This window comes from Bacillus coreaensis, from assembly GCF_050586445.1.
Taxonomy (GTDB): domain Bacteria; phylum Bacillota; class Bacilli; order Bacillales; family Cytobacillaceae; genus Robertmurraya_A; species Robertmurraya_A coreaensis.
In genome coordinates this window covers 1-14,040 of sequence record NZ_JBOCCY010000002.1, presented here as the reverse complement: position 1 = coordinate 14,040, position 14,040 = coordinate 1, and the positions used below count along the sequence as shown (strand labels likewise).

Genomic DNA, 14,040 nt, shown 5'->3' with positions numbered 1-14,040 from the left:
AATATTACTAATTATATAAACATTTTAACATAACACATGCTAACATTGAATAATTCTGTTATAGTACAAAGCGCATAATTCAACTTTTTTCATAAATAAATCACATCTAGTTTCTAGGCACATACAATGTAAGGAATCTTAAACAAAGGGTGTAGTGTATGCCAGCAATAGTCGGTGTAGCTCAAGTAATCTCGATTGGAAGTAGTTCCATTTTTCATATTGGAGATGTATATAAAATCATGCCTATTTCTAATGCTAAGACATACTCAGGGGCAGGTTCCTTTAATACAGGGGATGGTTTACGTGTTTATAACAAGTTTAGTTCTACTAACACATATGACCATGACGGCATTGACCAAGGAAATATTTTAAATGCTTAATAAGCAGGTGATGATATGAATTTCTATATTCAACAAAATATATCTATTAATCTTCTACGTATTGATGCGATTACGAATTCATCCGTATTACAGATTGGCAGTGCTGGAGTGATTCGTCCAACCGCCCATCTATATAATACTGGAGGTTTCACAGGACCTGCACCTGAACCTATTCATCCCGGCGGAACAATCGTAACTACTCCGGATTCGGCTGAATTTACAGGAAGTGATACTGGATCGTATATAGATTCTCCAGCTGTTCCGTTATCCATTTCATAAGAGGAGGGAAGGTGTCAGTATGAATAATGAATTCTACGAATACTTAAGACAGCTTCACCAACTTGTTGAAAGCCAAGAACACCGGATTCGAGCTCTTGAACGAAATGTATTACAAATGCAAAAAGAGATATCCCAACTCAAGGAAAGACCACCTGTTCATGTGGATCGAATTGAATACAAATTTGATCAACTCAAGGTAGAATCCCTTGATGGTACTTTAAATATTGGACTCAATCCATCAGATCTACAAGGAATCGATGAGTTCTCTGTTCCAAATCAATCCATCAAGACTCCTTCCCCTCCAAAGCAAATGTTCCAAAGAACAATGGAACTCGAGGATATAATTTATGAATATATGGGCAATCATTTACCTGCTATCTTTGAGATAACACAAGCAAAACTACAAACAAATCTCGATGATTCGTACTATCACTTTATCGAGGAAGATATTAAAAAACAAATACCAAAAAGAGTAGAACATTATATACGCGAGTTTTCCTCAGGAGTTATAGAAACTGAGGACCGGTCACGGTTTGAGAAAACGATAACTGACCAGTTTCACAAGGAAATGGAGCATGGAGTTGAGGTATTTATTAAGAATTTACCCGAGAATGTGAAAGGGATGAAACAGGAATGATGAATTTTCAAGTATACAATCGTGATATTCATGTGGGTGATATTCGAGTGGTCGGTGTCTCGAGTTCTTCTATATTAATGGTAGGAGATGCGGAAACTATCCAATTAGCATCCATATTCGATACTCCAGCTGAATCTCTAATCATTGGCCCCTTTGTACCTTTAGCTGTGGAAGGTAGATAGCATGCTTCAACGATCAAGTTCTGTTAAACATATTCACATTACGAATGCAGCAATATCCTCCGTCATTCAACTTGGGGACTCAAATATTATTAATGGTTTAAATAGGGCGATTGCTGTGCAACGGGAAAAGCAGCTGTTCATTGGTGATGATGAAGATTTCTCAAAATATCCCATCTTTCAACGCCCCATTATTTTTCCTCAAGACAAGGAAGAAGTGATGATTACTTCCTTTCATCAAAATCCAATGATTCATGTGAATAACATTAATGTGATCGCCTTTTCCTCATCCTCTATTCTTCATGTTGGAAATACGCAAGCAATCAATATGGAAGCACGCATCAAGCATATTCGTCAGCTCTTACCAAAAAAAACTTGATGCAGACTGGTTAGACTTATATGTAAAGGATGTTTTTTATGCCCGCAATTATCGGTCCTGTCCAAATTACAACGGTGAGTGGTGGAATTGTCCAATTCGGCGATGCACTCTACATCTCACCCAAAAGCAACTCTAAATCTGTCACTGGTGCTGGTGCTGTAAATACAGGCGGAATAATTATTACTAATAACGGATTGTCAGCTAGTAATGTATTAGATACGAATCTAATTGACCAGCCAACATTAGGAAATAACTAGGTGGAACTTAATTTCCACCTAGTTATTTTCTTATTTTCCTTTCCTCCTAAAAAAATAGTCAGCAAGAGTAATGTCTCCTGCTGACTAACCATTTAGTCCATTTTCATGATATGTGCACCATCGAAGAAGAATAAATACGTTTCATTTACTTTCTTCTTCCATATTTCCTCTAATGCTCTTCTATATAACTCAATTTGGACTTTGTAACGATCTTCAAGAATCAACTTCGCTTCTTCATATCCACCCTTGTAACGATCATGAATTCCATCCGTTTTAAAATCAAGTAGAACAAGTCCGTTCTCATCTTCAAAAACACAATCAATGATACCTTGAAGGAGAACGGCCTCCTCTTCTCCCTTCCAATCTGCATACACAACGCTAGCAGGAAGAGATAAACTAAAAGGAATCTCACGTAAGACTGTGTTTGCACTTAGTAATCTAACACCGAGTTCCGATTCGAAAAACTGTACCACCTGGTCAACATCTATTACCTCGAGCTGCTCATGCGTTAACAGTTCACGCTGGACCATTTCAGTTAATTGGCTCATAATGCTATCAGAGTTAATTGGTTTTCCTAAATCAATCTGCTGCATCACCGCATGCATGGCCGTGCCTCGCTCTGCTGGGGTTAAGGATTTTTCCTGCATAAAACGTGGACGATTCATTAGCGGTTTCCTGAATTTCTTTTGCAATTCTATTCCACTTTCTTCATCCTGCAATTCTCTTTGCCTTTTCACTTCAGAAACAGACTGCTTGGAACGATGTGTGGAAGGTGCGAAGTATTCATACTTGTACTCTAATTGTGAAAGCACCTGTTCGTTCCGCTCTGATTTAACCGGAAGTTCTTTCCCCTCTTTTACAAGTTCTAATAAATGATCTTTTTCTTCTAAAACCGTTTCATTCATGGATGCCAACTGTACTCCATCGATTAACTCTATCTTCCAGCATGATGAATGGTTCGAAATCTCTTCTGGAACAAGATTTCCGACTTCCTTTCCCTTGCGCAACTCTTGACAATCTTGATGCCTAATTAATGATGGCCCAATCCAGTCTAAGTAGCCCTTTGCTGATTGACGGTCGTACTCTTTTAGTAGCCATTCAGAATGGGTTGAGAACTGCTCCCAATCCTCAAGCTTTTTTTCTACATTCTTTACGGTACCTAGTAAATATAAGTACTCTTTTGCGCGGGTTAATGCAACATACAAAACACGCATTTCTTCCGCTAGCATCTCAAGCTTCTTTTTGCGTTTAAAAGCAAGCTGGGGCAAAGATGGATAAGAAATTCTCTTTTTAGGGTCAACATACTTTGCAGAAAAGCCGAGCTCCTTGTCAAGCATGTAAGATTTCCTGATATCCATCATGTTGAATTGACGACCCAATCCAGCCACAAACACGACTGGAAATTCTAATCCTTTACTGCTATGAATAGTCATGATTCGTACAACATCTTCACTTTCTCCGAGTGAACGAGCAGCACCTAGGTCATCCCCACGTTCTCTCATACGTTCGATAAAACGAAGAAAGCGAAACAATCCACGGAACGATGTTTCCTCATATTGTCGAGCACGGTCATACAAAGCACGTAAATTCGCTTGTCTCTGTTTCCCTCCTGGCAGTCCGCCCACACAGTCAAAGAATCCCGTTTCGCGAAATAACTGCCAAAGTAACTCTGATAATGCACCTTGTCTAGCAGCCGTTCGCCATTTTGATAAATTCTCCATAAAAGGAACAATTTTCTCATGCGCCTCTTCATTCATTTCCGTTGGCGCTTTTCTATAAAAGGAAGTTAGAGCTTCGTAAAAAGAACCTCTTCGATCGTCCATGCGAACACAAGCAAGATCTTCTTCTGTTAATCCCACAATCGGAGAACGAAGGACAGAAGCAAGTGGGATATCCTGATATGGGTTATCAATGACGTGTAACAGAGACATCATAATAACGACTTCTGTTGCTTCAAAATAACCCGTTGATAGGTTCGCATAAACCGGTATTCCCTGATCTTTTAGTTCCTCCATAATCTGTGGAGCCCACGTCATCGATCGAAGCAAGATGACAATATCTTTATATGAAGCCGGCTTAGAGCTTTTTGTTTTAGGATTGTAAACAGGCTTTCGCCCTTGAATCAGACCGTTAATTTTACTCGCAATAAGCTTAGCTTCAAGTTGAGATTGTGCCAGCTCTTCTTCATCAAAGGAGTCACCTTGGATCTCATTTTCTCCTTCTTCACTCATCATTTCCTCTTTACCATCACTATTAATGATCAATAATTCAACTGGAACATCTTCCTCTGGGTAGGATGCACCAGTAATTAACTCAGCCGCATCATCATAGCTGATTTCTCCAACTAATACACCCATGATCTGCTTGAATAGATAGTTGGTTCCATGAAGGACTTCCTTTCGGCTCCGGAAATTTCGAGCTAAATCAATTCGAAGCCCAGATTCGTCACCCAGTGAGGTAAATCGGTTATATTTACCCAAAAATAAATTTGGCTCTGCTAAACGGAAGCGATAGATCGATTGTTTGACATCTCCCACCATAAACAAATTGCCTGTCTTCTCTTCATCATTAGTTACTAAATTTAATATCGCTTCCTGTACCATATTTGTGTCTTGATATTCATCCACAAGAACTTCTTTAAATTGTCGGCGATAGACACAAGCTTCCTCAGAAGGTTTGAACTCATGATCCGTACTTTCTTCTGGATCTGATAAAATCTGGAGACAATAATGCTCTAAATCAGCAAAGTCGACGAGCCCTTTTTCCCTCTTTATTAAATCGAATTGATTGGAGAATTCCTCGACAAGTCTAACCAATGTTTGAATATACAACTTCATTTGTTTCATATCATGAATGAAGCTTTGCGGTTTTCTCGAAAAAAGTTCAGCTTGTAAGGCTTGAACCATTTTCTTTCCTTTGTCTCGAAGTTTTTGGGATTTTTCTAATAAAACCTCATCATAATCCGTTTTTTTACATGGCTTTAGCTTTGAAAATGTTTCACTTAGCAGTGTGTTATATAACTCATCCCACGAGTGGTTACTTGCTTCAAGTAGTCGATCAATGATTCTAATATCATCAATAAAAGTTTCCGCTCGAGGACTTGGACCTTCTGGAAGCTTCGTTATTTCAAGAGCAGCTTCAAATAAGCCCCTTGCACCTTGAAGCTGGAGCTGAATATCGAAAATAAGTGTCTGATAAAAGGGCAATGATTCAATCGTTGTTTGTTCATCTACATCATACATATCAATAATTGATTGTAGATAGCTCTTGGGCGATGGATTTGAACGCGCAAAGTCATACAGCTCCCGGATAATCACTTGTAGGGCCGCATCACTGCGGTCATTTGAAAACATATCAACTAAATCAAAAAATTCAGTATTAGCTTCCTTCCCGTACTCCTCTTCGAATATGGTATCTAAAACCTCATCTCTTAAGAGCTGTGCTTCCGTTTCGTCAGCGATTCTAAATCCGGGATCAACCTCAATTTTATAATAAAACTTTCGAATCACCTCTAAGCAAAAGGAATGAAGAGTGGATATGCTTGCCTTATTTAGCAAGCTTAGTTGCTTTCGGAGATGTCTTGACGTGGGATTTTCATCAATTGCCTTCTCAAGTGCCTCTCCCATTCGGTGCTTCATTTCCGCCGCGGAAGCATTTGTAAAAGTAACGACTAGCATCTCATCGACGTTCATCGGTTCATCTTCTGAAACAATTTTCTTGATCATTCTTTCAACAAGAACAGCTGTTTTTCCTGACCCTGCTGCTGCAGCAACTAATATATCCTGTCCGTTCGCAACAATTGCTTTCCACTGGTCATCTGTCCAAGTCACATCACTCGGCTTCGGTGGAAGTTTCATGTTCGCCATTTTCATCACTCTCCTTTCGCATTTTTTCTATTACCGTCTCCTTATCTTCAACCTTCAGCATCCTATATTTATTAGCCTGTAATGACTCATCGAATTGACAAACAGACTTGAAGGAACAAAAAGTACAAGGTGTTTTCTCCTTCATTTTATAAGGAGAAATTTGAACGGCACCGTCGACTATACTATTTCCTGTTTTTACGTACATACTTCTAACATACGACCGCAACTGATTAAATTCTTCCTTACTAGCCACTTTTGATCTTTTCGTTAGCGACCCGTCTTTTTTTATTCCTGCAGAGATAATCGTCGATTCACCAGATTCCAATGTTTGATCCATGAGTTTAATCACATTTTCTTCACCTAGTAATAAACCATTCATCTTAAATTTTTTGAAAAGCTCTGCTTCAATCTCATCCAATGTAAGCATTTTGCTCGTGCTTATCATCGGATTATGCACATGGAAGTACACAACACCTGCTGGGCTAGCCTTTGTACCAATCAAAGATTCTGAGTTTGAAATAATAATATCTAGATACGTAAGCATTTGCAGGGCCAAACCATAATAAATTTCGTTTACATTTACGTCTTTTGCACTGGATTTATAGTCGAGGATTCGCAGGAACACTTCACCGTCATGAGCGGCTTTGTCTACTCGATCAATACGGCCCACTAGTTCCATTTTTGCCCCATTTTTCAACGTAAATGGCGCCGGCTTTATTTGTTCCGTTGGTCCAAATGGTAATTCAAGCCCAACCGGTGCAAACCCACTTGCCTTCGCATGGTCACGTAAAATAAGCGAAGCCCGCTGTATAATTTGTTCCAGCTTTCGTTTAATATAATGGTGACGATTCGAGCTTAATAGAATTTCATTTTGTAGTTTTGGTGCAAGTAGATCCACTGCTTGTTTTGCCAAATTTTCCATTTCATCCTTTGACACATCTGACCATGACATCTTACTCGCCACAATTGTTTCGGTAATATATTTTAAAGCTGCGTGAAAGAGCTCTCCAATATCCGGTGCTTCTAGCTTAAATACTTGACGTTCTCTAAGCTTTAACCCATGCTGAGAGAAATGTGAAAACGGACAGCTATGGAACATTTCCATTCGGCTGACACTTGATTGGATTTCTTCTCCATACAAATCCTTGCTTGTCTCCTCAGACAGCTTAGTTGTTCGATTTTCATAAGTTAAGCTAGAAAGTACTTTCCTTACGTCTCTTTGAAAATGGGGCTTTGACTGGTAATAGTTATACACATCCCACCATAAGTCGTAGATAGGGTAATTTCTTTTCTTTAACTGAAGCTGGGAGGTTAAATAAGCTAGAGCCGTATTTTCATGGGCAACAAATTTTAATTGATCCAACTCACCAAGCTCGGAAGGCTCCGACATAAACGATCGTGCTTCACTATCTGGGAACATATCAACCATTCTCTTAATATATGGTGACGCAATTAATGCCTTTCCTTCAGAATTTGCTAGTGGATAAGAAACATACAAGCGCTCAGACGGAGTGGTAAATGCCTTGTAGGCGATAAACTCCTCATCCAATAAGCGGGTTTTACTGCTCGCAGCAAGCTTTACACCATTTAGTAATAACTGCTCCCGATCTTCATCAGCAAATATACCCTCCTCCGAAAATTTAGCAGGTAGAACCCCTTCTGTTATTCCGATAATAAAAGCTACTTTCACATCGGTTAGACGGGATTTTTCCAAATCTGCACCTAACACTTGATCCATTGCCGGGGGTACTAATGAGAACTGCAGTGCTTCTAATCCTGCATCCAAAATATTTGAAAACTGCTTTGGAGAGACTTTTTCATCCCCTAACATTTCAACAAACTGATCTAAAAGTTCAATCACACTGTTCCATGCTTGATCATGCTCTCTTGCTTTTGTTAATTCTCCCTTTTCCTCTTCAGCTATTTTCCATCGCTCAAGCTTTGCAGGGATTTCTAATTCCTCAAGATACAGAAAAACTGCCTCCGCTAATTTGCTTCCATTCTCAGCTTTTTTCAATCTTCTCGATAAGCGAAGGATCGGTGCTGAGATCATCAGTCGAAGCTCGTTTAATTTTTGCTCGAAGTTTTTTTCCTTATCCGTTTGGGCAACAGATTCTAATTCAAGTCCCCTCATTCGGCGATATACCCAACGATCACGTCTTGTCCACTTATCTCCTTGAATTCCAAACGCGAGGACAAAATTTTCAAGCTGATCCATTTGCTCTCGCATTTTATTTGAATCGATATGAAGTGGATAAAGAAGCTCTGTTTTCACTGCTCGAAATACAGGTTCATACCGCCAGTATCCGTTGATCACTTCAAGCGTGGAGCGAATAAGTTCAATAACCGGATGATGAAGCATCGTGCGTTTTTGATCCACAAAGAAAGGAATCTCATAATCATCGAAGACCGTTTCAATCAAATCTTTGTATTCATGTCCATTTCTCATCATAATGGCAATGTCTTTGTATCGATAATTCTTTGTTCGAACAAGTGATAGAATTTCGCGTGCAATTCCTTCAATTTCCGCTCGCCGATTAACGGCTTGTCCAATCGTAACAGCCGTTTCCCCTTTAAATACATTCGTAGGACGCGTATCAAAAAATGTTTCCAAATGCTTGAGTGATGGATGCTGCCATCTTTTTTGCTCAGATAAAACCGTTTCTCTTATTTCTAATTTTTCTACTCTAGCAATCTCATAAAGACTTTGACAAGTCTCTGCATTCATACGAAATAAATGCAATTCATCTGGATATTTTTCATTGTACGGCTCATCTAGAGTTAGAGTGATCGTTACTTTTTTACAATGCTTCATGAGCTGACTTATGATGAAATACTCTTGAGGTGTAAAACTGTAAAATCCATCAATATATATTTCTGCATCCTTAAGATACTGAGATAACGGAATTTTTTCAGCCAATAATTTAAAATAATCCTCAGAGTCCACGTATGAACCAAAAAGGGCATCTTCAAAATGTTTATAAATCAACTCAAGATCATGTAGTTTATCACGAAGGACTTTATTCATTTGCTCAGATTGCTGCTGTATAAGCAACTCTTCTGGTCTGACTAAATATCTTTTAAATTCAATTAACATTTGTTCGAGCTGCTGGATAAACCCATTTTTGTCAGCTGATAGATTAAAGAGCTTTAATTCTGCTTTTCTCTCCTCAACAATTTTACGAATCAACATATTAATACCAACACTATTTAAATGGTACCGGGTATTCCCCCCCGTTTCCTGTAACACTCGCCACGCTAGTCTTGAAAAACTAAAAACCTGAGTTCGAATCATTCCCCCAAGCCCAGGTGTTGTAATCAATTTATATTCAGAAGAAAATGTCATTTGGTCAGGTACTAAGTAAACAATTGGATCTCCGACTGGACGTTCTAGCATTTCTTCTCTAATTTCATCTAAACAAAATTGCGTTTTTCCTGTTCCAGATCTCCCGATAACTAAGTGAACTGCCATAAGAAAACCTCCCTCGTACGTACGTTCCTTCTCTATCCTATTATCTTACCATAGGTACTCCCGGAAATAGGGCAATAACCTTCTAACCGCGAATGAATTTTCTTTCCAGTTTTAAAATCGAAATCCAGAAATAAAATAGGCCAACCGATATGGTTGACCTTTATATCTTGGTTGTCACGCCTTGCGATCAAGTAACGCCAACCATGGATACCTATTTTTTTAGAAGACGATAGATAAAATGAGCCACTCCATGTTCATGATTTTCAAGAGTTACCTCATGTGCTTTTTCTTTTACTGCATCATCTGCATTTCCCATGGCAGCACTTCTTCCAACCATCGTTAACATGGATATATCATTGTAATTATCTCCCACTGCTGCCATTTTTAGAAGTGGAATTTGTATGATTTCTCCTAATTTTTCTAAAGCCTTTCCTTTTGAGGAGTTTTCATGTATAAATTCAAAATTATGTTTACCCGACGAAACAATATTCAATCCTTTTAATCCTCGGAAGTTTTCCTTTCCTCTTTTTAATTTTTCATCATGAAAGGAAAAAGCAAGAATATTATAAATGTCTGCATCGTTATTAATGATGTTTTGATAGGAGGGGACAAATTCAAATCCCGTTTGACTGTACTGAGTCGCTAATGCCCGCTGTATATCCTCTTCTTTGACTGAAGGATTTTCCGTTCTCAGTTTTTCTGCTTCCATTGCTAGTAGTTCTCTCCCATGCTGTGGTGTAAGCAAAGTATTGTCAGCAAACACTTCATAATAGAAGCCTTCATCCTCTAGCCATTTCAAGATTGGTTCTGCTGCATCTTTATCAATGGGAACCGAGTGAACTTTTTCCCCGTTCGGGTGATGAATGGTTGATCCATTCGCAGAAATGATCCATGGAGTAATCGGAAAGTTACATTCATTAAGAATGTTTTTTACATCGTGATAAGATCGTCCTGTTGCAATTACGACCATTACTCCTTGATTATGGGCAAAAGTCAGTGCCTCCATGTTTTCAGCACTGATGGTATTTTCGTGGCTCAACAATGTACCATCTAAGTCAATTGCGATTAGATTAGTCATTTTCTTCCTCCCCCTCGCCAGCTATGACTAACTCTACACCTTTCTCTTGTAAGAGTTGCATAAAGTCACCACTAGGCATACGATCCGTGATTAGTACATCTATATCTGTAAAACTTCCAAATTGAAAGAAACCATTGACTCCAAATTTTGTATGATCTGCTAATACAATTACTTGTCTAGCCTGCTGCATCATTTTTTTCTTTAACATCCCATCCTCTTCATGAGCACTTGTCAAACCCATTTCGGATATACCCACTGCTCCAATAAAAGCTTTATCAACAGAATACTGGGCCAATTTCTCAATCGCCTGTGATCCAAACAAATAACGATGCTTCTTGTGCAGCTCTCCTCCAACGAGATGAATGGAGACAAGTGGATGTTTGGATAAAATTTCTGCAGAGTTAATGGAATTGGTAATAATCCTACATTCCATATTTTCTACATGCTCGGCACATGCTTGAACTGTAGTCGAAGCATCCAAAATGATGGCATCTCCTGTTTTTAGGAATGTAGCAGCTTTTTCCCCAATCACCTGCTTTTCACTAGAAACCACCTTTAAACGATGGTTATAATCCATTACCATCTGATGTTCGGTTGGAAGCAATGCTCCTCCTCTTGTCCGGATAATTCGCCCTTCCTCTTCAAGGCGAACCAAGTCTCTTCTAGCGGTATCTCTTGAAACCTCTAGTTCTGAACAAATTTCTTCAACAGTAATCCGTTTATGTTCTTTTAAATAACTAAGAATAGCTACTAAACGTTCTTCTTGATACATATTTTTTCATCTCTCATTAATTATTTATAAGTAATTATAAGTAATTTTGATATAAAACTCAATATTTTTAAGTAATATCAATTAAAATTAAGTAATTAGGCAGAATATATTACAGATGGAATTTTATTCCTACTTTGAATATCATTCACTTTCCACATACTATCCATAAAGAAAATCGGATAGGAGATACTGCATGAAGAGCATCGTAGTTAATGATGAACGTATCTGTTATGAAGATATTGGTGAAGGCATTCCTATTATTTTTCTCCATCCTCCAGGCATGGGAAGGAAGGTTTTTTACGAGCAAAAAGCTTTATCGAAGCATTTCCGCATTATTTTGCCTGATTTACCTGGACATGGGGACAGTTCATTCAATGTAGAAAAAGAAGTGTCCGTTGAACGATTTGGCGAGGATATCATTGAGTTAATGGATCAGTTGACTATTACTGCGGCTGTTATTTTTGGTTATTCCTCTGGTGGAGCAATTGCCCAATATTTAGCTATACATCATCCAAGCAGAGTCCACACTCTCATATTATCCGGAGGTTATCCTATTGTTGATCATTGGATGATAAAAAATGAGCATCGCTTGGGTGTGTTTATTGCAAAAAATAGTAAAAAGTTTTTATCTACTGGCCTTGCCATAGCTCACACAAAAGATAAACAACTTCGCCATGATTTAAAAGAGCATATGCTTAAAGCAAACCCTAACGTCTGGTCAAAATACTACTATGATGTTATGCATTTTAACTGCAAAGATGATTTAGCAAAAATTACTGCACCTGTTCTGCTAATGTACGGAAGCAAATCCGATTCGTTTAATACGTACATTAAAACGTATAAAAAAGAGCTGGCTGATGTCGAGATCTTTGTTATTAAAGGAGAATCGCACCAACTGCCAACCAGACAACCTAGTTATGTTAATCAGATCATTACGGGTTATTTGTTGAGTAGAAAGTAGGAGGCGAATGGGAAGGAGGTTGGCTGGCAGTTAGGGTCTCCATCTCTTCTCATCCACACAAAAAAGGAGAAATCTCAAAAATAGAGATTTCTCCTCACCATCATGATTTAATTTTTTCACCGATTAATCTCAATTGTTGTTTGTCTATTTTTCCTACATGCGTTTTTGGGAGTTCGGATACGAAGAAGATATATTTAGGAATTTTATAAGAGCCCAGTTTTCCTTTGCAATAGGTATAGATGTCCTCTTTTGCCATTGTTGAATCCTTTTTTAATACGATAAAAGCAGTTACTACCTCTCCCCATTTAGGGTCAAGTAAGCCTACAACAGCGACTTCTTCTACCTCACTTAAGGAAGAAATCCAGTGCTCTATCTCTAGCGGATATACATTTTCTCCACCTGTGATGATCATATCTTTTTTCCTTCCAACAATGTAATAATATCCTTCCTCGTCCATTCTTCCTAAATCCCCTGTATACAACCATTCACCCTTTTTCGCTTGATTTGTAGCTTCTATGTTATTCCAATAGTGGGAAAATACGTGTTTGCCAACGATTACAAGCTCACCGACTTCTCCCTCCGGAACTTCCTTTCCATCCTGATCCAATAGCTTCACGTTGTTAAATAACATCGGTTTTCCCACTGATCCCTTTTTCCTTCTTGCTTCTATTGGATGAATATAAAAGTTATTGGGTCCCGCCTCCGTTAAACCATATCCTTCTTTAAAAAATAAATTCTTTTTTTGAAATGGCTCGTAAAGCTCTAACGGACACGGTGCACCACCAGATAAAAAAGCTTTCATACTTGGAAAATGGCTCGTTTGGAACTCTTGTGTTTGAACGATTAAGTGATACATGGTAGGAACAAACAGAGCAATCGTACAGCAATATTCATTTAAAAACAAAACAGCTTCAACTGGATCAAAATCTGAAGCAAGAACCACCTTTCCCCCTGCCATAAGGATAGGAATTGCCAGAGCATTAAGGCCACCTGTATGAAACAACGGAAGATAGTTTAATGTGGTATCTTCACTCGTTAACCCCCAGCTCGCTACTGTATTTATGCTATTCCAAAGAATGGAGTCATGAGTTAAAACTACTCCCTTAGGTTTCCCCGTTGTGCCACCAGTATAAATAATCGCCAACGGATCACTACCTTTTACATCATCAGACCAGTCAGTCAGTTCTATTTTTTTATTAAAAATACGACTATCTATCATCATGCTCTTCTTTTGTATTTGGGTGTTTAGTTCTCTTATGCAGTTTGTGTATTTACCATGAAACAAAATGATTGTAGGCGAGCAATCTCCGAGTATAAATTCGATTTCACGTGAAGTGAGCCTCCAATTGATTGGTACGAATATAGCACCAAGTTTGCCGCAAGCGAACAGGATCTCAAAATACATCACACTATTCGGTGCAAGAAGTGCTACTCGATCTCCTTTTTGAATGCCTTGCGCTTTTAACCAACAAGCTAGTTTTCTACCATTAGATACCAATTCTCTATACGTTAACACATGGTTGCCTTCTGCTTCTACAAGCGCGACCCTGTCTGGTGTTAATCTTGCCCGATTCTCAAGCCAGTCAACTTCCCACCTCACCATAAATCTCTCCCTCTATTATGATGATTTTATTTTAATGAGAAGAAGTTACACGAAAGTTACATGAAAAAGATTATAAATAAAAACCACCCGTGAGAACGGGTGGTTTTCTCTGCGGCTAAAAGCCTTTGTTACTGACCAAACCCTAAAGGGCTACTGAAGGGTTCGCCAAGTGTACTA

12 protein-coding genes are annotated in these 14,040 nt (G+C 38.6%); 7 read left to right on the top strand and 5 right to left on the bottom strand.

The window, feature by feature from the left end:
* The first annotated feature begins 158 nt into the window (after positions 1 to 158).
* From ACQ5H4_RS03225 to ACQ5H4_RS03200, 6 genes are read left to right on the top strand one after another with little or no spacing between them, the layout of a single operon-like run.
* Positions 159 to 380, top strand: a complete 222-nt coding sequence (locus tag ACQ5H4_RS03225) for a spore germination protein (RefSeq protein ID WP_430773564.1) — start codon at positions 159 to 161, stop codon at positions 378 to 380.
* A gap of 15 nt (positions 381 to 395) precedes the next feature.
* Complete coding sequence (locus tag ACQ5H4_RS03220) at positions 396 to 659, top strand: spore germination protein GerPB (RefSeq protein ID WP_430773563.1); 264 nt, start codon at positions 396 to 398, stop codon at positions 657 to 659.
* 19 nt (positions 660 to 678) lie between these two features.
* Complete coding sequence (gene gerPC / locus ACQ5H4_RS03215) at positions 679 to 1,296, top strand: spore germination protein GerPC (protein WP_430773562.1); 618 nt, start codon at positions 679 to 681, stop codon at positions 1,294 to 1,296.
* The gene (locus ACQ5H4_RS03210) at positions 1,296 to 1,478 is read left to right on the top strand and encodes a spore gernimation protein GerPD (RefSeq protein ID WP_430774042.1); all 183 of its coding nucleotides are present in this window, start codon (positions 1,296 to 1,298) and stop codon (positions 1,476 to 1,478) included. The genes gerPC and ACQ5H4_RS03210 overlap by 1 nt, the downstream gene beginning before the upstream one ends.
* Before the next feature lies 1 nt (position 1,479).
* Positions 1,480 to 1,854 carry a spore germination protein GerPE gene (locus ACQ5H4_RS03205; protein WP_430773561.1) on the top strand — a complete coding sequence of 125 codons (375 nt, stop codon included), beginning with the start codon at positions 1,480 to 1,482 and terminating at the stop codon, positions 1,852 to 1,854.
* 38 nt (positions 1,855 to 1,892) lie between these two features.
* Positions 1,893 to 2,111, top strand: a complete 219-nt coding sequence (locus ACQ5H4_RS03200; RefSeq protein WP_119707175.1) for a spore germination protein — start codon at positions 1,893 to 1,895, stop codon at positions 2,109 to 2,111.
* Positions 2,112 to 2,203: 92 nt separating this feature from the next.
* On the opposite strand, the gene addA is transcribed toward ACQ5H4_RS03200, so the two are convergent.
* The 4 genes from addA to ACQ5H4_RS03180 form a co-directional block, all read right to left on the bottom strand.
* Positions 2,204 to 5,977 carry a helicase-exonuclease AddAB subunit AddA gene (gene addA / locus ACQ5H4_RS03195; RefSeq protein ID WP_430773559.1) on the bottom strand — a complete coding sequence of 1,258 codons (3,774 nt, stop codon included), beginning with the start codon at positions 5,975 to 5,977 and terminating at the stop codon, positions 2,204 to 2,206.
* A complete protein-coding gene (addB, locus tag ACQ5H4_RS03190) occupies positions 5,943 to 9,449 on the bottom strand; it encodes a helicase-exonuclease AddAB subunit AddB (RefSeq protein WP_430773558.1) in 3,507 nt (1,168 codons plus the stop codon). Before addB ends, addA begins: the two co-directional genes overlap by 35 nt.
* A gap of 211 nt (positions 9,450 to 9,660) precedes the next feature.
* Entirely contained in the window at positions 9,661 to 10,527 is an 867-nt protein-coding gene (locus tag ACQ5H4_RS03185; protein WP_430773557.1) for a Cof-type HAD-IIB family hydrolase, read from the bottom strand.
* Positions 10,520 to 11,299, bottom strand: a complete 780-nt coding sequence (locus ACQ5H4_RS03180) for a DeoR/GlpR family DNA-binding transcription regulator (RefSeq protein ID WP_430773556.1) — start codon at positions 11,297 to 11,299, stop codon at positions 10,520 to 10,522. The genes ACQ5H4_RS03185 and ACQ5H4_RS03180 overlap by 8 nt, the downstream gene beginning before the upstream one ends.
* A 193-nt stretch (positions 11,300 to 11,492) precedes the next feature.
* Between ACQ5H4_RS03180 and ACQ5H4_RS03175 the strand changes: the two genes are divergently transcribed.
* A complete protein-coding gene (locus ACQ5H4_RS03175) occupies positions 11,493 to 12,260 on the top strand; it encodes an alpha/beta fold hydrolase (protein ID WP_430773555.1) in 768 nt (255 codons plus the stop codon).
* A gap of 100 nt (positions 12,261 to 12,360) precedes the next feature.
* Here ACQ5H4_RS03175 and ACQ5H4_RS03170 read toward each other — a convergent pair whose 3' ends face one another.
* Positions 12,361 to 13,860, bottom strand: coding sequence for an acyl-CoA synthetase (locus ACQ5H4_RS03170; RefSeq protein WP_430773554.1), 1,500 nt, complete (start codon positions 13,858 to 13,860; stop codon positions 12,361 to 12,363).
* Positions 13,861 to 14,040 lie beyond the last annotated feature (180 nt).